Origin of the sequence: Pseudomonas fluorescens, assembly GCF_000967965.1 — a bacterium.
GTDB classification, from domain to species: domain Bacteria; phylum Pseudomonadota; class Gammaproteobacteria; order Pseudomonadales; family Pseudomonadaceae; genus Aquipseudomonas; species Aquipseudomonas grandcourensis.
The window spans coordinates 36,580-57,127 of the sequence record NZ_LACC01000020.1 but is presented as its reverse complement, the minus strand read 5'-3'; the positions used below and the strand labels follow the sequence as shown (position 1 = coordinate 57,127).

At 60.1% G+C, this 20,548-nt stretch carries 28 protein-coding genes; 8 read left to right on the top strand and 20 right to left on the bottom strand.

What is annotated here, in order from left to right:
• Nucleotides 1-36: 36 nt before the first annotated feature.
• Together VC35_RS16345 and fos are read right to left on the bottom strand one after the other, a co-directional pair.
• Entirely contained in the window at nucleotides 37-675 is a 639-nt protein-coding gene (locus VC35_RS16345) for a LysE family translocator (RefSeq protein ID WP_046041522.1), read from the bottom strand.
• Nucleotides 676-739: 64 nt separating this feature from the next.
• Complete coding sequence (gene fos, locus VC35_RS16340; protein WP_046041520.1) at nucleotides 740-1,156, bottom strand: fosfomycin resistance glutathione transferase; 417 nt, start codon at nucleotides 1,154-1,156, stop codon at nucleotides 740-742.
• A gap of 205 nt (nucleotides 1,157-1,361) precedes the next feature.
• On the opposite strand from fos, the gene VC35_RS16335 reads away from it, so the two are divergent.
• Both VC35_RS16335 and VC35_RS28980 read left to right on the top strand, forming a co-directional pair.
• Entirely contained in the window at nucleotides 1,362-1,601 is a 240-nt protein-coding gene (locus VC35_RS16335; RefSeq protein WP_046041519.1) for a CopG family ribbon-helix-helix protein, read from the top strand.
• Nucleotides 1,591-1,875, top strand: coding sequence for a type II toxin-antitoxin system RelE/ParE family toxin (locus VC35_RS28980; protein ID WP_080925325.1), 285 nt, complete (start codon nucleotides 1,591-1,593; stop codon nucleotides 1,873-1,875). The genes VC35_RS16335 and VC35_RS28980 overlap by 11 nt, the downstream gene beginning before the upstream one ends.
• Before the next feature lie 20 nt (nucleotides 1,876-1,895).
• On the opposite strand, the gene VC35_RS16330 is transcribed toward VC35_RS28980, so the two are convergent.
• A complete protein-coding gene (locus tag VC35_RS16330) occupies nucleotides 1,896-2,804 on the bottom strand; it encodes a LysR family transcriptional regulator (protein WP_080925324.1) in 909 nt (302 codons plus the stop codon).
• A gap of 77 nt (nucleotides 2,805-2,881) precedes the next feature.
• On the opposite strand from VC35_RS16330, the gene VC35_RS16325 reads away from it, so the two are divergent.
• Nucleotides 2,882-3,370, top strand: a complete 489-nt coding sequence (locus VC35_RS16325) for a DMT family transporter (RefSeq protein ID WP_046041517.1) — start codon at nucleotides 2,882-2,884, stop codon at nucleotides 3,368-3,370.
• Between the two features lie 78 nt (nucleotides 3,371-3,448).
• On the opposite strand, the gene VC35_RS16320 is transcribed toward VC35_RS16325, so the two are convergent.
• From VC35_RS16320 to VC35_RS16305, 4 genes are all read right to left on the bottom strand, one after another.
• Nucleotides 3,449-4,780 (bottom strand): MFS transporter, encoded by a 1,332-nt coding sequence (locus tag VC35_RS16320; RefSeq protein ID WP_046041516.1) that lies wholly within the window; start codon nucleotides 4,778-4,780, stop codon nucleotides 3,449-3,451.
• Between the two features lie 87 nt (nucleotides 4,781-4,867).
• Entirely contained in the window at nucleotides 4,868-5,794 is a 927-nt protein-coding gene (locus VC35_RS16315; protein WP_046041514.1) for a hydroxymethylglutaryl-CoA lyase, read from the bottom strand.
• Nucleotides 5,791-6,984, bottom strand: a complete 1,194-nt coding sequence (locus VC35_RS16310) for a CaiB/BaiF CoA transferase family protein (protein WP_046041512.1) — start codon at nucleotides 6,982-6,984, stop codon at nucleotides 5,791-5,793. The genes VC35_RS16315 and VC35_RS16310 overlap by 4 nt, the downstream gene beginning before the upstream one ends.
• Before the next feature lie 225 nt (nucleotides 6,985-7,209).
• Nucleotides 7,210-8,118 (bottom strand): LysR family transcriptional regulator, encoded by a 909-nt coding sequence (locus tag VC35_RS16305; RefSeq protein WP_046041510.1) that lies wholly within the window; start codon nucleotides 8,116-8,118, stop codon nucleotides 7,210-7,212.
• A gap of 131 nt (nucleotides 8,119-8,249) precedes the next feature.
• Between VC35_RS16305 and VC35_RS16300 the strand changes: the two genes are divergently transcribed.
• Nucleotides 8,250-9,269 (top strand): DUF4917 family protein, encoded by a 1,020-nt coding sequence (locus VC35_RS16300; RefSeq protein WP_046041508.1) that lies wholly within the window; start codon nucleotides 8,250-8,252, stop codon nucleotides 9,267-9,269.
• Between the two features lie 167 nt (nucleotides 9,270-9,436).
• Here the strand turns inward: VC35_RS16300 and VC35_RS16295 are convergent, their stop codons facing one another.
• Complete coding sequence (locus tag VC35_RS16295; RefSeq protein WP_046041506.1) at nucleotides 9,437-9,979, bottom strand: helix-turn-helix domain-containing protein; 543 nt, start codon at nucleotides 9,977-9,979, stop codon at nucleotides 9,437-9,439.
• Nucleotides 9,980-10,138: 159 nt separating this feature from the next.
• Between VC35_RS16295 and VC35_RS16290 the strand changes: the two genes are divergently transcribed.
• On the top strand, nucleotides 10,139-10,921 hold the full coding sequence (locus tag VC35_RS16290; RefSeq protein WP_046041505.1) for an aldolase: 783 nt from the start codon (nucleotides 10,139-10,141) through the stop codon (nucleotides 10,919-10,921).
• Between the two features lie 26 nt (nucleotides 10,922-10,947).
• Nucleotides 10,948-11,835 carry a dihydrodipicolinate synthase family protein gene (locus VC35_RS16285; protein ID WP_046041503.1) on the top strand — a complete coding sequence of 296 codons (888 nt, stop codon included), beginning with the start codon at nucleotides 10,948-10,950 and terminating at the stop codon, nucleotides 11,833-11,835.
• Between the two features lie 155 nt (nucleotides 11,836-11,990).
• On the opposite strand, the gene VC35_RS16280 is transcribed toward VC35_RS16285, so the two are convergent.
• From VC35_RS16280 to VC35_RS16270, 3 genes are all read right to left on the bottom strand, one after another.
• Entirely contained in the window at nucleotides 11,991-12,335 is a 345-nt protein-coding gene (locus VC35_RS16280) for a YegP family protein (protein WP_046041501.1), read from the bottom strand.
• Between the two features lie 164 nt (nucleotides 12,336-12,499).
• Complete coding sequence (locus VC35_RS16275; protein ID WP_008051823.1) at nucleotides 12,500-12,805, bottom strand: ribbon-helix-helix domain-containing protein; 306 nt, start codon at nucleotides 12,803-12,805, stop codon at nucleotides 12,500-12,502.
• A gap of 14 nt (nucleotides 12,806-12,819) precedes the next feature.
• On the bottom strand, nucleotides 12,820-13,401 hold the full coding sequence (locus VC35_RS16270) for a DJ-1/PfpI family protein (RefSeq protein ID WP_046041499.1): 582 nt from the start codon (nucleotides 13,399-13,401) through the stop codon (nucleotides 12,820-12,822).
• A 193-nt stretch (nucleotides 13,402-13,594) separates the two neighbouring features.
• Here VC35_RS16270 and VC35_RS16265 point away from each other — a divergent pair, with 193 nt between their 5' ends.
• A complete protein-coding gene (locus VC35_RS16265) occupies nucleotides 13,595-14,509 on the top strand; it encodes a DMT family transporter (protein ID WP_046041497.1) in 915 nt (304 codons plus the stop codon).
• On the opposite strand, the gene VC35_RS16260 is transcribed toward VC35_RS16265, so the two are convergent.
• From VC35_RS16260 to VC35_RS16250, 3 genes are all read right to left on the bottom strand, one after another.
• On the bottom strand, nucleotides 14,499-15,725 hold the full coding sequence (locus tag VC35_RS16260; RefSeq protein WP_046041495.1) for a class I SAM-dependent methyltransferase: 1,227 nt from the start codon (nucleotides 15,723-15,725) through the stop codon (nucleotides 14,499-14,501). The genes VC35_RS16265 and VC35_RS16260 overlap by 11 nt on opposite strands.
• Nucleotides 15,726-15,857: 132 nt before the next feature.
• Nucleotides 15,858-16,220, bottom strand: a complete 363-nt coding sequence (locus VC35_RS16255) for a hypothetical protein (protein WP_046041493.1) — start codon at nucleotides 16,218-16,220, stop codon at nucleotides 15,858-15,860.
• A 2-nt stretch (nucleotides 16,221-16,222) separates the two neighbouring features.
• Nucleotides 16,223-16,501 (bottom strand): Ogr/Delta-like zinc finger protein, encoded by a 279-nt coding sequence (locus VC35_RS16250; RefSeq protein ID WP_046041491.1) that lies wholly within the window; start codon nucleotides 16,499-16,501, stop codon nucleotides 16,223-16,225.
• A gap of 300 nt (nucleotides 16,502-16,801) precedes the next feature.
• Here VC35_RS16250 and VC35_RS16245 point away from each other — a divergent pair, with 300 nt between their 5' ends.
• Nucleotides 16,802-17,230: a helix-turn-helix domain-containing protein gene (locus VC35_RS16245; protein WP_052960565.1), complete on the top strand. Its 429-nt coding sequence runs from the start codon at nucleotides 16,802-16,804 to the stop codon at nucleotides 17,228-17,230.
• Between the two features lie 16 nt (nucleotides 17,231-17,246).
• On the opposite strand, the gene VC35_RS16240 is transcribed toward VC35_RS16245, so the two are convergent.
• From VC35_RS16240 to VC35_RS16215, 6 genes are all read right to left on the bottom strand, one after another.
• A complete protein-coding gene (locus VC35_RS16240; RefSeq protein WP_046041490.1) occupies nucleotides 17,247-17,528 on the bottom strand; it encodes a phage holin family protein in 282 nt (93 codons plus the stop codon).
• On the bottom strand, nucleotides 17,525-17,884 hold the full coding sequence (locus VC35_RS16235; protein WP_046041489.1) for a putative holin: 360 nt from the start codon (nucleotides 17,882-17,884) through the stop codon (nucleotides 17,525-17,527). Before VC35_RS16235 ends, VC35_RS16240 begins: the two co-directional genes overlap by 4 nt.
• Nucleotides 17,871-18,173 carry a helix-turn-helix transcriptional regulator gene (locus VC35_RS16230; RefSeq protein WP_052960567.1) on the bottom strand — a complete coding sequence of 101 codons (303 nt, stop codon included), beginning with the start codon at nucleotides 18,171-18,173 and terminating at the stop codon, nucleotides 17,871-17,873. Before VC35_RS16230 ends, VC35_RS16235 begins: the two co-directional genes overlap by 14 nt.
• 131 nt (nucleotides 18,174-18,304) lie before the next feature.
• On the bottom strand, nucleotides 18,305-18,922 hold the full coding sequence (locus tag VC35_RS16225) for a TPM domain-containing protein (protein ID WP_046041488.1): 618 nt from the start codon (nucleotides 18,920-18,922) through the stop codon (nucleotides 18,305-18,307).
• Between the two features lie 28 nt (nucleotides 18,923-18,950).
• Nucleotides 18,951-19,706, bottom strand: coding sequence for a TPM domain-containing protein (locus VC35_RS16220; RefSeq protein ID WP_046041487.1), 756 nt, complete (start codon nucleotides 19,704-19,706; stop codon nucleotides 18,951-18,953).
• 37 nt (nucleotides 19,707-19,743) lie between these two features.
• The gene (locus tag VC35_RS16215) at nucleotides 19,744-20,349 is read right to left on the bottom strand and encodes a LemA family protein (protein ID WP_046041485.1); all 606 of its coding nucleotides are present in this window, start codon (nucleotides 20,347-20,349) and stop codon (nucleotides 19,744-19,746) included.
• Nucleotides 20,350-20,548 lie beyond the last annotated feature (199 nt).

Genomic DNA, 20,548 nt, shown 5'->3' with positions numbered 1-20,548 from the left:
CCCTGCCCTGTCAGTCTTGCATCCTTGTTATCACGTTCAAGCCTTGTTCGGCATCAGCCCCGGCAACGCATGTACCAGTGCGTTGATGGCGAAACCGATGAACATCACCCCGCACAACCGGGTGATGGCCAGTTCATGACGCTGGTACAAGCTGCGCACCCGCCGCGCACCGACAATGCCAATGAGAATAGCGTAGGCGAGCAAACCGCCAACGAAACTCAGGGCGATCAGCGCCGGCAGCATCGACCAGTTGAGCAGTTCCGCACGGCTCGACAGCAACGCCGTGAACGTCGCCACCGCCACCGGATAGGCCTTGGGATTGGTCAAGCCAAACAGAATGCCGTGCCAGAACGGCTGCCGCGCCGGGCCCTGCGGCGCATCAACGCTGCTGCGTCGGGCGCGCACCGCACGCCAGCCAAGCCAGAACAGGTACAGGCCGCTGAGCACACCGAGCACGTCGAACGCGGTACTGCCGATCTCCCGCGCACCGACAATCGCGATCAGCGCCGTGCTGCACCACACCACATCGCCGAGCAAATGCCCGCACAGAAACCCCGCCCCGGCCCGTCGCCCATGGGCCGCGCCAATGCCGAACACCGCCAGCACACCCGGCCCCGGGGTGATGCCGTAGATAAAACCCGAGGCAAGCACGGCCATTAGCAACGATGGGGTCATGGGAAGTCCTTATGAACGGCATGGTGAATGGCCACCAGTCTATATCAGGCTCCGCAACATCGACTTACAGATTGTCGAAGAACTTCATCCCCGCATACGGCCGCTGCCGGCAGGCCGAAAGGCGCGACGCCAGGTCACCAACATGGGCTTCCAGCTTGTGGCCATCCGGGTCGAGGAAGTAGAACGATGCGCCCTCGCTGCAGTTGTCGCGCCATTCGTGAACCTGGACGGATCGCAGGCGCTCGACGAAACGCGGAAAATCCGCCGCATCGAGACTGAAAGCGTAATGGGTGTAGTCGGCGGCGGGCTCGGGATGGCGTAGCGGGTCGAGGGAGAGGCACAACCACAACCTCGGCAGCGACAGGTAGGCGCCGGTATCCCAAGTGGCTTCGAGGCGCATTTGCAGGAGACTCTGGTAGAACGCCACGCTGCGGTTCAGGTCGGTGACGGCGAAGGTCATGTGGTTGAGGCCTGTGAGCATGGGGTTAAGACCTTTGAGGTTTTCAGGTGCAACGCAGGTTTCACCTATGAGATTGGCAACGAAAAACGTCCAAATCCGCACACGGCAGACGGAAGGATTCAGCACTACCGCAAGAACATTTGTTACGACTGACAAACGGGGCTGGCCTCCCCCCCTGCATGACACTGTAGTATGTTGTATTACAAACCACTACATCGAGATCACCATGTCAGTTATGTCCCTGCGCATACCAGACGAAATAGCCGATACTCTCGCGAGTCTTTCCAAAGCAACGGGCCGCAGCAAATCATTTCTGGCGGTGGATGCGCTGCGTGAATACCTGGCCCGTGAAGCGTGGCAAATCGAGGAAATTCAGAAAGCCTTGAAAGAAGCCGATGAAGGTGACTTCGCGACACAAGACGAAGTGAACGCAATGGCCGACAAGTGGACGGCGAATGCGCGTTGAGTGGTTGCGTACGGCGTTAAAGAATCTGGATGACGAAGCCGCGTACATCGCCATCGAAAATCCAAAAGCTGCAGCAGATTTTGTCCAGGCGATTCTCGCCAGTGTTGATCACCTTGCCCGATTTCCAGCGACGGGTCGTGAGGGACGCTTACCCGGCACCCGGGAATGGGTCATGCCTGATCGCCCCTATTTGATTCCCTACCGGGTTCGCCAAGGTCGGCTTCAGGTACTACGAATTTTTCATACACGTCGCCTGCCACCTTCCAGTTGGTAAAGGCCATTTTAGAAAAGCTTCTAGCGTTCGATCCCCTCCTCAATCCTGCGATTCAACCAGTTCAACGCCTGATCCCCACCGCGCCGCTTATGCCACGCCAGCACAAAGGTGAACGACGGAATATGAAACGGCGGCGGCACGACGACCAACGAGGACTCATCGGTATCGCGTAAGCCGCGCGACGCGACGGTGAGGATCAGGTCGGTGCCGCTCATGAGCTGCGGGGCGACGCTCCAGTGCGGCAGGCTGATGGCGACACGCCGGCGTTCGCGCAAGGCGGTCAGTGCACGCTCGATCTCCGGGGTGCCGCTGCCGCGCATTTCCAACAGGACGTGGGGGCGTGCCAGATAGGTGGGCAGGTCGAGGACACCCTCGGCAGGCAGGCTGTTGCGGTCCACCAGGCAGGCGTAGTGCTCTTCGAACAGCGGGGTGCTGCGCAATTCGTTGGGCATTTCCGGGAATACACCGGCGGCGACGTCAATGTCACCGTTGAGCACGCCTTCGAGCATGCTTTCGCGGCTGCCATGGCTGATTTGCAGGTCGATGCCCGGCGCTTCGCGGCGCAAGGTTCGGATCAGTCCCGGCAAGACAATGGCAGCGCCGTAGTCGGACATCGCCAGGCGGAAGGTACGCCGGGTGGTCGCGGGATCGAAGGCGTTCGGCGCCAGCAGCGCTTGCACCTGGGCCAGGGCTTCGGCCAGCGGTGCCACCAGTTCCAATGCTCGCGCAGTCGATACAAGGCCGGCACCGGCGCGCACCAGCAGCGGATCGCCGAGCAGGTCACGCAATCGCGCCAGCGCATGGCTGACCGCCGGCTGGCTCAAGTGCAGACGCTCGGCCGCCCGGGTCACGTGTTGCTCGCTGAGCAAGGCGTCGAGGATCACCAGCAAGTTGAGGTCGATGCGTCGTAGATCATTCATCTGCTGCATGTTCTGGATTACAAAACGGAATTTAAATCTGCGCGACGAATACCCTAGAGTCCAGCAAAACCTGTTGGAGATCGATCATGAGTACGTTGCATTGGGCCGGTCTGATAGGGCTGGCGATGATCGCCGGGGCAGTGGTGCCGTTTCAGAGTGCGATCAACGTCAACCTCGGGCGCGGGTTGGGCCATCCGTTGTGGGCGACGCTCGCCTCGTTGCTGGTGAGCGTTATCGTGCTGTTGCCAATCATCGTTGCGATGCGCTTGCCGTTGCCGTCACTGGCATTCATCAGCAAGGCGCCGCTTTGGATGTGGGCCGGTGGCGCTTTTGGGGTGATCTTCATTTCCCTGGCATTGGTGCTGCTGCCCAAGCTGGGTGCCGCGGGGTTCATGGCATTGGCGCTGGCGGGGCAAGTGGTGGCGTCGTTGTTGCTGGATCACTACGGCTGGTTTGGATTGGTGGAGCGTCAGGTCACCTTGCCCAAGGTGGTTGGGGTGGTGCTGTTGATGGCCGGGGTGGTGTTGATTCAGTTCAGTGACACTGCGCAAAAAGCGATGACAGCGACTTCTTGAAGATCAAAAGATCGCAGCCGCCGGCAGCTCCTACGGGGATGCGTGGTCCGAGCAGGCGCTGCCGAAGGCTGCGATCTTTTAAAACTTATCGAGTGTGCGCAACTTCTGCGGCAACCCCCACAGCAACAGCGCCACCGCAATCAGCGCACAGACACCAATGACATACAGCGCCGGTGTGGTGCTGCCGGTCAGGTCCTTGATCCGGCCGACCATCACCGGACTGACGATGCCACCGAACTGGCCCAGGGTGTTGATCACCGCAATCCCGCCGGCAGCACCCGCGCCGGCACCGGCCAGCAGTTTCGGCGGCAGGGTCCAGAAGCTCGGGATGGAGGCGATGATCCCGGCACCGAGCAGGCCCAACGCGACAATCAGGAAGGTCGTGTGGTTGGCGAAGATCCCGGCGCAGAAGAACCCGACCGCGCCGACTGCCACCAGACCGGCGACAAACTTGCGTCGCTCGCCAGTAGCATCGGACAGGCGTCCGATCACCACCATGCTGATGGCACCACAGATATATGGGATGGCCGTCAGCAAGCCGATCATCACCGGACTTTCGGTGCCAGCGCTGCGGATCAGTTGCGGCGCCCAGAAATTCAGGCCGTAGGACGCCACCTGAATCAGGAAATAGATCAGGCCCAAGGTCAGGAAACCCGGAATCTTGAGTGCGGCGAGCAGCGAACCGCCACTCTTGTGCGGCTCATGCTGAGCGATGCGGCTGGCCAGCAGGGTCTTCTCCGATGACGTCAGCCAATGGGCATCTTCGATGCGATCCTTGAGCAGGGTCAGCACCAGCAAACCGAGGCCGATACAGGGCACGCCACCGAGCAGGAACAGCCAGTGCCAGCCACGCATTTGCAGCACGCCATCGAGGTGTTGCAACACCAGGCCGGAGAACGGCGCGCCCACCAGGCCGGCGAACGCCGACGACAGGAACAGCATCGAGGTAATGCGCCCGCGATAGTGCTGCGGAAACCACAGGGTCAGGTAATACAGCACGCCCGGGGCAAACCCCGCCTCCATCGCGCCGATCACGAAGCGCAGCACATAGAACTGCCATTCGCTGTTGACGAACACCATGGCCGCCGTGGCCAAGCCCCAGGACATCATGATCCGGGCGATCCAGCGCCGGGCGCCGACCTTGTACAGCATCATGTTGCTGGGCACTTCGAAAATCACATAACCGACCACGAACAACCCGGCACCCAGGCCGTAAGCGGTGTCGCTCAGGCTCAGGTCGGTCTGCAGCTGAAACTTGGCGAAGCTGATGTTGATGCGGTCGAAAAACGCGAACAGGTAGCAGACCATGATCAGCGGCATCAGGCGCCAGGCGACTTTGCTGACCAGGGCTTTTTCTTCGTCGTGGCTAACGGCCGGGCTCGCGCCGGCCTCCAGTGCATTTAGGGTCATTGCGTTTCTCCAGGCGGACTTCCCTTGGGTGTCCGATTGTTTTTGTTGTCTGGTTGAGGTGCTTTTTTATTGTGGGAGCGGGCTTGGTCAGGAGGGTGTCGGGTGCAAATCACAATTGCGCCCGGCCTTGGCCAGTTGTCCGGGCACTTCATGACCGAGCAGCGCCGGCAGTCCTCGGGACAGTTTCAACAGCAGCGGCAGATCGATACCGGTATGAATGCCGACTTCGTCGCACAGGTTCACCAGATCCTCGGTGCAGATGTTTCCCGACGCCCCCGGCGCAAACGGGCAGCCGCCGAGGCCGCCGAGAGCCGCGTCGAAGCGTCGGGCGCCGGCCTCGTAGGCGGCCAGCACGTTGCAAAGGCCAAGGCCGCGGGTGTTGTGAAAATGCAGGGTCAGGTCCGTCGGGGACACCCGCTGCAGCACCCGGCGCACCAGCCGGTCGACCTGACGCGGATTGGCCATGCCCGTGGTATCGGCCAGGGTGACGCCCTGAATGCCGAGTTCCTGATAGGCATCGACGATGTGCAGTACCCGGTCCTCATCGATCTTGCCTTCGAACGGACAGCCGAAGGTGGTGGCGATGCTGCCGTTGAGTCGCACAGGACTGTCGCCAACGAACTGCACAATCTCGCCGAACGCAGCCAATGAATCTTCACAGCGCATGCGCATGTTCGCCAGGTTGTGGGTCTGGCTGGCGGACATCACCAGGTTCAGCTCATCGGCACGGCACGCCAGCGCCCGTTGCGCGCCTTTGAGGTTGGGGATCAGCGCGACGTAGATCACCCCCGGTTGCCGGGCGATGCCCTTGAACACCAGTTCGCCATCGCGCAGCGCCGGAATGGCCTTGGGCGACACGAACGAACCGGCTTCGATGCGGCTGAATCCGGCCTGCGACAGTTGATCGATCAGGGCAATCTTGTCGTCGGTTTCAACCCAGGTCGGCTCGATTTGCAGACCGTCGCGCGGGGACACTTCCTGCACGATCAGGCTGTCGGAATAATCGGTGATCATTGCACCACTCCTTCGACTTTCAGGCGTTCGATGTCCATTGGGGTCAGGCCCAATTGCGCGAGGATGCCGTCGGTGTGCTGGCCCAAACCAGGGCCGGACCAGTTCACGCCGCCGGGCGTCTCGGAGAGTTTCGGCACGATGCCCGGCATCTTCACCGTGGCGCCACCGGGCAGCTCGGCATTGAGCAGCATGTCCCGCGCCTGATAGTGCGGATCGGCGACGATGTCGGCCACCGAGTAGATGCGCCCGGCCGGGACTTCGGCGGCTTCCAGGGCGGCCAGTACCTCATCGATCGGCAGGCTGCTGGTCCAGTGGGTGATGGCGGCGTCGAGCAGATTGCTCTTGGCTGCACGCCCGTCGTTGTGGGCGAATTCCGCCGCCTCGGCCAGATCGGCGCGGCCGATGGTTTGCATCAGGCGCTTGTAGATCGGATCGCTGTTGCCGGCGATCACCACGTAGGCGCCGTCGGCCGTCAGATAGGTATTGGACGGCGCAATCCCCGGCAAGGCACCGCCGCTGCGTTCGCGCACATGGCCCAGCATGTCGTATTCCGGCACCAGGCTTTCCATGACATTGAACACGCTTTCGGCCAGGGACACATCGACGATCTGCCCGCCACCCTGCCCGGTCTTGACCCGCAACAATGACATCAGCGCACCGATCACCGCGTGCAGCGATGCCAGGGAATCGCCAAGGCTGACGCCGACCCGCGCCGGCGGCGAACCGGGGGTGCCGGTGGTGTAGCGAATCCCGCCCATGGCCTCGCCAATAGCACCGAACCCCGGACGATCGCGGTACGGACCGGTCTGGCCGTAACCGGAAATCCGCACCAGCGTCAGGTTGGGATTGAGCGCGTGCAACACGTCCCAACCGAGGCCGAGTTTCTCCAGGGCGCCGGGGCGCAGGTTTTCGATCAGCACGTCGGCGCTGGTCGCCAGTTGCTTGACCAGTTCGATGCCTTCGGGGGATTTGAGGTTCAGCGCCAGGGACTTCTTGTTGCGCGATTGCAGGTACCACCACAACGAAGTGCCTTCGTGCAGCTTGCGCCATTTGCGCAGGGGATCGCCTTGGCCCAAGGCTTCGATCTTGATCACTTCGGCGCCGAACTCGGCCAGCATGCGCGCCGCAAACGGCGCGGCGATCAGCGTGCCGATCTCGATCACTTTGATCGCACTCAAGGGGGCAGTCATCGCGGGGTACCTCTTGTTCTTGGAATATGAGCCAAGGCTAGAGGACAGGGGGCTCGGGAATCCAACCTTCAGTTGGCAACGAGCGTTCGCGAAATGCGAACGCTCTGGAAGATTGTCGTGGCCTCGGGGCCGCCTTCGCGAGCAGGCTCGCTCCCACAGGGGAACGCATTCCAATGTGGGAGCGAGCTTGCTCGCGATGAGGCCCGCCCATTCAGCCGAGAACTATCAGGCTGGCCCCCGCAAATGCTCAAACAACATCCGGCTTACCGGCGACAGCAACGCCTCATCACGCACCACCAGAATCAGCGCCCGATCAGACCATTCGTCCGTCAACGGCACCGCGTGCAACCCCAGCGCCCGGCCAAACAATTCAAAGGCGCGCTGCGGAAGGATGCCGATGCCCATGTTGGCCTGGATCATCCGACACATCGCATCGAACCCCGGCACATGAATACGAACCCGCAGCACCTTGCCGGCCTGGCGCGCCGCCGCGTGGGTGCGCATGTTGATCGAACTGGCGGCATGCAATCCAACGTAATCACTGTCGAGCGTATCGGCGAACGCCACGCTCGACCGGCTCGCCAATGGATGATGCGGCGGCATCAGCACCACCAGTTTGTCCTGGCGATACAGCACGCTGTGCAGGCCCTTGATGTCACTGTCAATGGAACAGATCCCGAGGTCGGCCACCCCGTCGAGCACGCCCTGAATCACCCCGGCGCTGGGGCGTTCTTCGAGGTCGGTCTTGACCTGTGGGTGACGCTCGGAAAAATCCCGCAGGTCCTCGGGCAAAAACTGAATGATCGCCGACAGATTGGCGAGCATCCGCACATAACCGCGCACACCGTGGCTGTGCTCCCCCAGTTCAAGCCCCATTTTCTCGACGTTGAACAACATCTGCCGCGCATGGTGCAGCAGGGTCTCACCGGCCGGCGTCAGGGACATGCCCTTGGCCTGGCGCACGAACAGGCTGATGCCCAGCGCCTCCTCCAGCTCCATCAAGCGCTTGCTCGCCGCCGAAACTGCAATCGCTTCGCGCGAGGCGGCTCGGGTCAGCGTGCCCTCTTCATGGACGGCGACGAACAGTTGCAGGGTGATCAGGTCGAGACGGCGGATCAGGCTTTTTTGCAGCATCGGGTACTCGGCGAAGTCGGCTCAGGCGAAGTCGCAGCATAGCGTTCTTCGCCCGCGTCGTGCCGTGGTCCGGGCACCGGTCGTGATAAAGTCGCCGCCCACAGACCTTTTGCCGTGAGACGAAGACCGCAATGACCGATTTCCAGGATGTCGATGCTCAACTTGAAGACTGGAACGCCTTGCGCAGCACCACTTCGTTCAGTGGTTTGCTGGTAGGCAACGGGGCCAGTCGCGCGGTATGGGACGATTTCGGCTACGAGTCACTGTTCGAAAACGCCCGCACCGTTGAAGAAAAACCCCTGAGCCAATCCGAGCTGAGCGTGTTCGATGCGATGCAGACCCGTAGTTTCGAGCAGGTACTGAGCGCCTTGAAAACCACCAGCCGGGTCAACAAGGCCCTGGCTGTCAGCTCCGCCGCCCCGCGCAATCGCTACTACGCGATCAAGGAAGCGCTGATCAACACCGTGCATGCGGTGCATATCCCGTGGCGGCTAGTGGTGCCTTCGACGCTGGCAGCCATCAATCAGGAACTGGCCAGTTACCGCACGGTGTTCACCACCAACTACGACTTGCTCAACTACTGGGCGGTGCAACACCAGCCTGAGGCAATCACCGATCTGTTCCAGGGCGCCGAGCCCGGTTTCGACCTGAGCGACACGGCCACCGATAAAACCCGTTTGCTGTACCTGCACGGCGGTCTGCATCTGGTGCGCAACCAGGACGGTACGGCGCGCAAGCTGATGTCGACCGAGGGCACCTTGCTGGGCAATTTCGCCATCAACAACACGATCAAGACCCTCGACGACGTGCCGCTGTTCGTCAACGAAGGGCCGAGCGCGGACAAGCTCAAGACCATCCGCAGTTCGGACTATCTGTCGTTCTGCTACGAGCAATTACTTGGTCACGGCCAGGCGCTGTGCATCTTCGGCCAGGCGCTGGGGGAACAGGACAGCCACATCATCCATGCCCTGCGCCTGGCGAAACCGCAGGTACTGGCGATCTCGATTTACCCGCGCAGCAAGGCATTCATCCAGCACCAGAAACGGCATTACGCGAATGTGTTTGAGGGGACGGGTGTGGAGTTGCGGTTTTTTGATTCGAAGAGCCATGCGCTGGGTGGCACGAAGCTCACGGTTCCGGTCGAGGTTTGAGGCAAACGAAGAGCCCAGTGGCGAGGGAGCTTGCTCCCGCTGGGCTGCGAAGCGGCCCCCTGCATTTTTTCCATGAAAAATGCTTGGCAGGTTTTACGTCTGCTGCGCAGCCGAACGGGACGGTGCGGCGATCCGACAAGCTCCCTCGCCACAAAGACCAGGCAAGCTCATTCTTCGGTGCTATGCACCACCACCAGCAACTGCGCCTGCACCTCGCCCACCGAACGAATCCGGTGCGGCTTTTGCGCATTGAAATGCAACGCATCGCCACGATCGAGCAGCACGCGTTCGTTCATGAAGTCCACTTCCACCCGCCCTTCGTGGACGAATAAAAACTCCTCGCCCAGATGCTCCTTGAAGGTCTTGTCGGTGAATTCTGCCGGCGGGTAAATGATGAACGGCAGCAGGCTGCGTGAACTGACCTGATGGGCCAGCACTGCGTAACCGGGATTGTTATCACTGGCCCCCAAAGGTTGCCGCTCGTGGCTGCGCACCAGGCTGTAGCTGTCGAGGCTGACGTTGTCTTCAGAGAACAACTCTTCGACCTTCACATTCAGCGCCTTGGCCAGTTTCAACGCCGCCGCAATCGATGGCGTGTTCAACCCGCGTTCGACTTTCGACAGGTAACTCTTGGTCATGCCGGATTTTTCGGCCAAGGCTTCCAAGGTCACGCCAAGTTTTTTTCTTAGTAATTTCAAACGGATAGACATGCAGAGCGATTAATCCATCAAGGAGGCAACGATTTGTCCTTGCCAATGACACAAGGTGTCATATAGCCTCTTTAGTGTCATTTACGCTCACCGACGACTTTGCGAGGAACCGGTGAGCGGCAAACCCGACGTCCATTGAATCACCCAAAGGACACCGATATGGCCAAGACATTAGCACTGCCCAAAGAGCAACTGGTCAAGCACGCGCTGAGCCAAATGCAAAATACCCTGGCGGATAATACGTGGACCGCCCGACAAAAGCTGGCCCTGACCTGCCGCGTCCTGTTCGAGCACGGCCACGATTCCGGCCTTGCCGGGCAAATCACCGCCCGTGGTCCGCAACCCGGCACTTACTACACTCAGCAACTGGGCCTGGGTTTCGACGAAATCACCGCGGGCAACCTGCTGCTGGTCAACGAAGACCTGGAGGTGCTCGAAGGCCACGGCATGCCCAACCCGGCCAATCGTTTTCACAGTTGGGTGTACCGCGCCCGAGCGGATGTGAACTGCATCATTCACACCCATCCGACCCACGTTGCTGCCTTGTCGATGCTGGAGGTGCCGCTGCAGATTTCCCACATGGACCTCTGCCCGCTCTATGACGACTGTGCGTTTCTCGAAGGCTGGCCGGGTGTGCCGGTGGGTAACGAAGAAGGCGAGTTGATTGCCGGGGCACTGGGCGACAAACGGGCGATCCTGCTTTCGCATCATGGCCAATTGTCCACCGGCAGCAGCATCGAGGAAGCCTGTGTCATCGCGCAACTGATCGAACGCGCCGCGAAGCTGCAACTGCTGGCAATGAGCGCCGGGACCATCAAGCCGATCATCCCCGAGCTGGGGCGCGAAGCCCATGACTGGATTGCCCGGCCGAAACGCCACGCCGCCGCTTTCAACTACTACACCCGACAGGTCCTGCGGCAACACGCCGATTGCCTGAACTGAACCCATTGATTGAACGGAGGGACACCATGTCCAGCGCAAACATTCACGGCATCATCGGCTACACCATCACGCCTTTTACCGCCAATGGCGAAGGCATCGACCTGGACGCCCTCGGGCGCTCCATCGATCGTCTGATCGAGGGCGGCGTGCACGCCATCGCACCGCTGGGCAGCACCGGTGAAGGTGCCTACCTGAGCGACGCGGAGTGGGATCAGGTCAGCGAATTCAGCATCAGGCACGTGGCCAAACGCGTGCCGACCGTCGTCAGCGTGTCCGACCTGACCACCGCTAAAGCGGTGCGTCGCGCGCGTTTCGCCGAAGCCCACGGCGCCGACGTGGTGATGGTGCTGCCAGCGTCCTACTGGAAACTCAGCGAAGCGGAAATCCTTGCCCATTACCGCGCCATCGGCGACAGCATCGGCGTGCCGATCATGCTCTACAACAACCCGGCCACCAGCGGCACCGACATGTCGGTGGACCTGATCCTGCGCATCGTAAAGGCCGTGGAAAACGTGACCATGGTCAAGGAGAGCACCGGCGACATCCAGCGCATGCACCAACTGCAACGCCTCGGCGAAGGCCAGGTGCCGTTCTACAATGGCTGCAACCCACTGGCCCTGGAAGCCTTTGCCGCCGGTGCAAAAGGCTGGTGCACCGCCGCGCCGAACCTGATCCCGCAGCTCAACCTGGATTTGTACGAAGCAGTGCTGGCCAACGATTTGCGCAAGGCACGCGAGTTGTTCTATCGCCAGTTGCCGCTGCTGGATTTCATCCTCAAGGGTGGCTTGCCGGCGACGATCAAGGCGGGCTTGCGGGCGACGGGGCTGGATGTGGGGGATCCGCGGCTGCCGGTGTTCCCGTTGGGTGAGGCCGGTTGTGCTCAGTTGCAAGATCTGTTGAAGGCCCTGCGCTGACCTCCAGCCGTACATAAAACCACTGTGGGAGCGAGCTTGCTCGCGATGGCGGTCTATCAGACAACATGGATGTTAATGTTATGGCCTCATCGTCGGAACGCAGCCCGGAGCAAGCTCGCTCCCACAGGGATTTGTGCTGGATTTGAAAGCTGTACTCAAAGCACCGGCAACGTCTTGTCCTTGACCACCTTGGACGAGCCATTGGCCTTCACACTGGCAATGCCTTTTTCCATGGCCGCCGGCGAGGAATAAGCCTCGCTGCTGCCGATGATCTCGTGGTTGCCCGCCTTGAGGTTGAAATACGGATGGCCATCCTTGGTGGTTTTCGTTTCGTAACGCTCATCCAGCTGGCTGTTGGCCTGGACCGAGGCGATGCCTTTGTCGGCGGCGGCGTGGGTGGTGTACAGCTCGCTGGTCAGAATGGTCTCGGCGTTGGCTGCCTTGAGGACAAACCTGAACTGGCCATTGCTGCTTTTGCTCACTTCATACCATCCGGACATGCTGTTTCTCCTTGGCGATTGAGAGGTTGCGCGCTTCACAGTAAAGACCAGCCTGGTGTTTCTGTCGCCTGTACCGGCCCCTTCGCGGGCAAGCCCGCTCCCACAGGTTCAATGTGATCCCTGTGGGAGCGGGCTTGCTCGTGAAAGAGGCAATGCGGTCGCAGCTATTTCACCACCGCCCGCACCACCGACAACTCCGGCGCCGACGTCCGTCGCTGGCTCAGATAGCGCGTACAACTCACCCGCAGGAACGAAGCGAAATTGACCACCTCGCCGCGATAGTCCATCACCTCTTCATACAGCTTGGCGATCAACTGATTGGTGGTCATGCCATCGACCTCGGCGATTTCGCTGAGGATGTCCCAGAACTGATTCTCCAGCCGCAGGGTGGTGACCACCCCGCAGATGCGCAGCGAGCGAGAGCGCGATTCGTAGAGTATCGGGTCGGCTTTGACGTACAGCTCGCACATGGACTTGTCCCTCGTCACAGCGTGATTTTGGTACCCAGCAACCGCAGGAAACCGGCCAGCCAGTTCGGGTGCGCAGGCCAGGCCGGAGCCGTGGCCAGATTGCCCTGGACATGACCGTCCGTCACCGGAATATCGATATACGTACCGCCCGCCAGCCGCACTTCCGGAGCGCAAGCCGGATAAGCGCTGCATTCGCGACCTTCAAGAACACCCGCTGCCGCCAGCAACTGCGCACCATGGCACACGGCAGCGATCGGCTTGCCGGCCTTGTCGAATGCGCGCACCAACTCCAGGACTTTTTCGTTCAGGCGCAGGTACTCCGGCGCACGTCCGCCCGGAATCAACACCGCGTCATAATCGGCGGCGTTGACCTTGGCGAAATCGAAGTTCAGGGCAAACAGGTGACCGGGTTTTTCACTGTAGGTCTGGTCGCCTTCAAAGTCATGGATCGCCGTGCGCACGGTCTGGCCGGCAGCCTTGTCCGGGCAAACGGCGTGCACCGTGTGGCCGACCATCAACAGCGCCTGGAACGGCACCATCACTTCATAGTCTTCGACGTAATCACCGACCAACATCAGAATTTTTTTCGCAGCCATGGGGAAGACTCCTCTGGAAGTGGGCTTGCAGGAGTATTCAAGGTAGTCCCATTCCGCAGGTGTGGGTAATAACCAGCTACTACCGTGTGGCGAAAACTGTACGGATACTTCTGTAGCCAGCTGTAAGCGCCAAAGCCCCGGGTTTATGGCTAGATAAAGACATCTCCCATCACCCACGATTCTGGTTGCCATCATGTCCTCGCGCGAAAACACCGGCATGGCCCTGGGCCTGCTCGGCGTTGTGATCTTCAGCCTAACCCTGCCCTTCACGCGGATCGTCGTGCAGGAACTGCACCCGCTGCTCAACGGCTTGGGCCGGGCACTGTTTGCGGCGGTTCCAGCGGCGTTGCTGTTGCTGTGGCACCGGGAAAAATGGCCGACCTGGAAACAGGTCAAAGGCCTGACGCTGGTGATGGCCGGGGTGATCCTCGGTTTCCCGGTGTTGTCGGCCTGGGCCATGCAAACCTTGCCGGCGTCCCACGGTGCGCTGGTCAATGGCTTGCAGCCGCTGTGCGTAGCGCTGTACGCCGCATGGTTGTCCCATGAGCGACCTTCGAAAGCCTTCTGGGCCTGCGCCGCATTGGGCAGCGCGTTGGTGCTCGGTTATGCGCTGATCAGCGGTGCCGGCAGCATTCAGGCCGGCGACTTGCTGATGCTTGGCGCCATTGCAGTGGGCGGATTGGGTTACGCCGAAGGAGGCCGACTGGCCAGGGAAATGGGCGGCTGGCAGGTGATCTGCTGGGCGCTGGTGCTGTCGACGCCGCTGCTGATCGGGCCGGTGGTGTATCTGGCACTGCAGCATCAGGGCGAGATTTCCGCCAAGACCTGGTGGGCCTTCGGTTATGTCTCGCTGTTTTCGCAGTTCATCGGCTTCTTCGCCTGGTACGCCGGGCTGGCCATGGGCGGGATTGCCCGGGTCAGTCAGATCCAGTTGCTGCAGATCTTCTTCACCATCGCCTTCTCCGCGCTGTTCTTCGGTGAACATGTGGAGCCGATTACCTGGCTGTTTGCTGGCGGGGTGATCGTGACGGTGATGCTGGGACGCAAGACAGCAGTGCGCCCGGCACAACCGGGCACGTTACCGACAGGGGTTCAGCTCAAGCCTTAGCACCGAGGAAACCGTCAGCGCGCAGCAAGGTTTCCAGGCAATGCTCGCTGATGTGATAGAAATCCTTCAGCTCCTGAATCTTCGCCAGCAACCGGGCCGGGTCCACCGGCTCGGCGCGTTTGACCGCCAGGATCATCTTGTTCTTGTTGGTATGGTCCAGTGAGATGAACTCGAACACTTTGGTCTCGTAGCCGCAAGCCTCAAGGAACAACGCGCGCAAACTGTCGGTGACCATCTCGGCCTGCTGGCCCAGGTGCAAGCCGTATTGCAGCATCGGCTTGAGCAGCGCCGGGCTCTGGATTTGCAGGCGGATCTGTTTGTGGCAGCACGGCGAGCACATGATGATCGAAGCACCGGAACGGATGCCGGTGTGGATCGCATAGTCGGTGGCGATATCGCAGGCATGCAGGGCGATCATCACGTCCAGCTCGCTCGGCGCCACGCTGCGCACGTCACCGCACTTGAACACCAGGCCAGGGTGTTCAAGCCTGGCGGCGGCGGTGTTGCACAGGGTGACCATGTCTTCACGCAGCTCGACACCGGTCACCTCGCCTTCGGCCTTCAAGGTGTTGCGCAGGTAATCGTGGATGGCGAAGGTCAGGTAGCCCTTGCCCGATCCGAAGTCCGCCACTCGCACCGGCTTGTCCAGCGCCAGGGGTGACGACGTCAGCGCATGGCTGAACACTTCGATGAACTTGTTGATCTGCTTCCACTTGCGCGACATCGCCGGGATCAGTTCATGTTGTTTGTTGGTCACACCCAGGTCGGCGAGAAACGGCCGGCTCAGGTCAAGAAAACGGTTTTTCTCACGGTTGTGCTCGGCCGATGGCACTTCGCGCAATTGCTGAGGTTGGCTCTTGAACAGCGATGACTTGCCCTTTTTGCTGTATTCGAGCTGGGCTTCGTCGGTCAGCGACAACAAATGCGCATTTTTGAACGACGCCGGCAGCAGCCCGGCAATGTTCGCCACACCGTCGACCAACGGCAGGTTCTTGGTGATATCGCGGGTCTTGTAGCGGTAGACAAAAGACAGGCAAGGCTGCGCCTTGACCGTCACCGGCTTGATGATGATCCGCTGCAGGTCCGTTTCATCGCCCACGTACTTGGCCAGCACCAGTTTGATGAACGCGTTGTGCTCGAGGCTGGATTGCAGCAAATCGATGAACTGGGCGTGATGATCCGGCGCGAGGCTGGCGGGAGTGGCGGTGACGGACATGGAAAAACGGCCTCGGCAATACGAATCTGGGGATGCCGGGTATTTTAGGGGGGACGAGGGTTTTGGGCACGGAGTAATTTTACACCAGGTCCCGTTCCCGCCGATCGGGACCTGAATCCAACCTTCGCTACCTCATGGCTCCACCAGTCGAAGTTTGCGATTGGTCGGCGAGTTGATGACGAACTTGACGATCAACCCTACCGGCACTGCCCACGTCAGACCGTTGGCCGGATCAGTGACCACGGCGACAGTTTCGGAACTTGCAGACAGATCCAGACGTCGGCGATCGTTGCTGGACTTGAGTAATCCGTACGCGTGGCTGACCAGCCGCTCCGCCTGGTGCATCGGCATATCCAGACTCTGCAAATGCCTCACCGCACGGCAGAACAGCACTTGATCATCAATCACACCCTCGCCTTCATGACGGGCCAGAAACGCCTGCGCTATGGTCAACAGCTCCTCATTCAAATGGGCCTGTTCATCAACCTCCTTCATGCTCAAGACTCCTGTTGCGCTTGCGCCGCCGGAGCAATCTCGGCGACAGGCCGCGCGGCGCGACGCAAGTCAGGTCCGGCGCACGGCAGGTGCACGGCCGGATTGGGCATGCCACTGGGGGAAAGCTCATGGGTCATTTCGAACTCGGCCCGCACCGACCAGCCACAGGCCTCCGACGTACATTGCAGGTACGCCACCCGCAGGAAAATATGCCGTCCTTCGCTGGTACGTATGCGCATCCGGCTCAAGCAGTGTGGGCACACCATCTTGTAAGTACTCATACATGCTTCCTTTGGGCCATCCGGTGGTAATCGAATTGATCAAACGCAATACTGTTTGAAACACAATTCGTGAATGACAGGTGCTGCAAATAACGCCCTCCGGACAAAAGGAAGTGCAACGGGTGGACACGTAATAGATACGAGCCAAGCTCGTAGGAAATCACCCTGATACCATTAGGAAGTTTCGACATCGTATTCTTCTGATTCATAGTTGATGATTGATTACTTACAAGAAAAAAAGTACTCATTACGCATACGTTAAGCACTCAAAAAGCATATGTCAAAAGGAAGAGGCTCAAATTGCGTAGCAAAAAATCACAAGCTGTCCTGGCCCGTCTGAAGCAAATTACGGGCACAAAAACTGACGCTTCCCTGTCTTCTGAGCTACAGATCAGCCCGCAGACACTCAGTAGCTGGAAAGGCCGCGACAGCACGCCATACTCATTATGCGTAGATATTGCACAGACTCGCGGCATCTCCCTTGACTGGTTGCTGCTGGGCGAGGGGCCGATGCTGCGGCAAACGCATCTCAACGCCCCTGCAAATGTTGCGGAAACTGCAACAACGCAGGAAAGCACCATCCTTTCGCTGTGGCGATTGCTTGATGAGGATGACCGCTGCGCAATACAAAGCGCATTGGAGGAAAAGCGACGCCTGCGAGATCTTGAAACACAACTTTCGGAGATGGCCGCCATACTTGCAACACTTGGACACTCGAACAAAACCTGACTTGAAGTCCGACGTTTCAATGCTTGAAGGCATGCCACAAAACAATAATGTTGCCACTACTGCGAACAATCATTACGCATGAAAAAACACTCACCACTGCATGCCAAGGGCTCACCGGCAGGAATGCCAGCAATACATCGACGCCGGCAAGGTAAAACACTGCGCCACACAAGCTGATCAATATCCTGTCGCACCAGTTGTAACGTTGTTCGTCGCGCCGGTAACACGCCAGCCTGAACGCACTGATCAGGTGAGCCACCCCCGTCACCCACACCAGAACTGCCATCTCAAAGGTCATTGCCCTCGCCCTCGGAGATGACGAAGGATGTCACCGAGGCCGGCGCCATCGATCCACTGCATGAGCTTGATGCTGATGGGAATGACCAGCAACGCGCACAGAAAAGCCGTCACACCTGCGGTCAGAAAAGGCGCCAGTGGCTGGGCGACCGGAGCAAACAGGTAACCGACACCCGCCGACAACAACCAGGAACCGATGCGCTGCCAAGCCTTGAAGTTGGCGCGAGTGGTCGTGACCAGCCACGCACCAAGCGTCGCGCCGAACAGGGCTTCTCCATCGATAACCGGCAACGTCGCAATACCCAACCCCACCATGAGCCCGCTGATACTGTTGTAGGTCGAATCAGTCAGGCTCATGGGTATCTCGCGACTGCGATGGATCAACAGTGATGACCCCCGACTCCAGCGCCTTGAACACGGCAGCGTTGCGAGATCTGACGGCGAACTTGCGGCGGATATTGGAGAAGTGGAAGTTGATGGTGGATTCCGAGCAACTCTGAATCCTGGCGATCTCCCAGGACGTTTTGCCTTTGAGGCACCACTCCAGGGCTTGTGTCTCTTTCGTTGTCAGTTGCACCGGCTGAGCGAACATTGCGCTACCGGGGGCATCCTCCACCAAGGTATCCAGCGATTGTTGCGTATTCATAAGAGCTCCCTCTACATAGAACGCCCATCGCAGGGCGTGCATCATGTGAGAGATGTTGAAGACAAGCTCCGCGGCGAACAACGTTCCGGAACTGTGTCGCGGCGCATTACAAAAGCAGATGAAGCCCTGGCTTAACCCAGCACCACCAGACGATTCGGCAGTTCATTGCGCACATGGGTCACCGGCACATGCACCTTGAGCAACTCTCCACAGGCCTCGACACAACTGACAAAGCCCTGCAGCGTCTGCCCCTGTTTAACCTGCTGGGTGAACGCCGCGACGATCGCGTCCCAGCTCTTGTTATCCAGCCGGCTGGAAATCCCTTCATCCACCAGGATCTCCACATAACGCTCAGCCTCGGAAACGAAAATCAGCACGCCGGTGCTGCCCTCGGTGTGGTGCAGGTTCTGCTCCAGGAACTGCCGGCGCGCCAGGTTCGAGGCGCGCCAGTGGCGCACCGAGCGCGGGATCAGATGGGTGGTGACTTTCGGCAGGCGGAACACCAGACACAGCACGATGAAGATGGCCCATTGCACCAGCAGCAGGCTGTGCAGGGTCAGCCAACCGGTGAAGTAATGCACGATGCCCGGTACCAGCAGCGCCAGCAGGCTGGCCCACAGCAACGGGATATATGCATAGTCGTCGGCGCGGGCCGCGAGTACGGTCACCAGTTCCGCGTCGGTCTCGCGCTCGACTCGGGCAATGGCCTCGGCCACCTTGCGTTGTTCGTGTTCAGTCAGTAATGCCATGTCGTGAAGTGCCTGCTCGTTTTTATTATCACCAGCCGCCGGACGAACCGCCCCCGCCGAAACTGCCCCCGCCGCCGCTGAAGCCTCCCCCTCCACCGCCGCCGCCAAACCCACCACCGCCAAAGCCGCCCCCGGGTCCACCGGAGCCGCCCCGGCCAGCGGGAAGGATACCGAGCATCTGGCACACAAAAACAGTCAGGATGAACAACATCACCAAAAACACGAACAAACCGGGATGTCGCGCGATGAAATCGTCCCCCGGATCACCTCTGGATTCATACGCAGTGGAGGGTTCGTCCAGGGGGTTTCCGCCCAGCACCACCAGCATCGCCGCCACGCCGTCACTGATGCCTTTACTGAAATTGCCGGTCTTGAATGACGGGGTGATGACCTGGTTGATGATCACCGAACTCTGGGCGTCGGTCAGGCGATCCTCCAGACCGTAACCGACTTCGATACGCAGCCGGCGCTCGTCCCGGGCGATGATCAGCAAGGCACCATTGTTCTTGTCCTTCTGCCCGATGCCCCAATGGCGGCCGAGTTGGTAACCGAAGTCGGCGATGTCGGTGCCTTGCAAATCCGGCAAAGTCACGACCACAAGCTGCTCGCCCGTGGCTTGTTCATGGGCCTGAAGTTGTTGGCTGAGCTGCTGGCGCACCGATGGCTCGATCATCTGCGCATTGTCGACCACCCGCCCGGTCAGCGCCGGGAAGCTCAGCTCGGCCCGGGCAGCGATCGCCACCACCCACAACAACAGCAACAGGCCTGTTTTCAGGACGCGCATGGGCAACCTCTTGCGTGGTGACACCGATTACCGCTGTTCAGAATTTGACCTCGGGAGCCTTTTCCGAACCCGGCGTGGCTTCGAAGGTCTCGCGCATCGGAAGGTCGCTGTACATCACGGTGTGCCACAGGCGACCGGGGAACGTGCGGATCTCGGTATTGTACTTCTGCACCGCGAGGATGAAATCGCGCCGGGCCACGCTGATGCGGTTCTCGGTGCCTTCAAGCTGCGACTGCAAGGCGAGGAAGTTCTGGTTGGCCTTGAGGTCCGGATAACGCTCGGAGACCACCATCAAACGGCTCAAGGCGCCGCTGAGCTGGTCCTGGGCTTGTTGGTACTGTTTGAGCTTTTCCGGGTTGTCGAGGGTCGAGGCATCCACCTGGATCGAAGTGGCCTTGGCCCGGGCCTCGATGACCGCCGTCAGTGTCTCTTCTTCATGTTTGGCATAGCCCTTGACGGTTTCCACCAGGTTGGGAATCAGGTCGGCGCGCCGCTGATACTGGTTCTGCACCTGGCCCCAGGCGGCCTTGGCCTGTTCGTCGAGGGTGGGGATGTTGTTGATGCCGCAGGCGGTCAGCAACGTGGCCAGCATCAGCAGCGTGACGACCTGCAAACGCGAGCGGTAGGTTGGACTTACATTCATCAGGATAACGCTCCCTTGTACATTTCATGAAAAAACCGACCGTGAAACCTTCTGGGCCGGCTCTTGGGGCATAATCGCCCGCGCCTCTGGATTGCAACGGGCCGATGGGCTAAAAAGAGGCCCTGCGCGAAAACGCATCCGCCATCTGGCTGTGGTTTTTTGGCTCTGGTCTTTTGAGCCGGCACCCGAACAACAATAG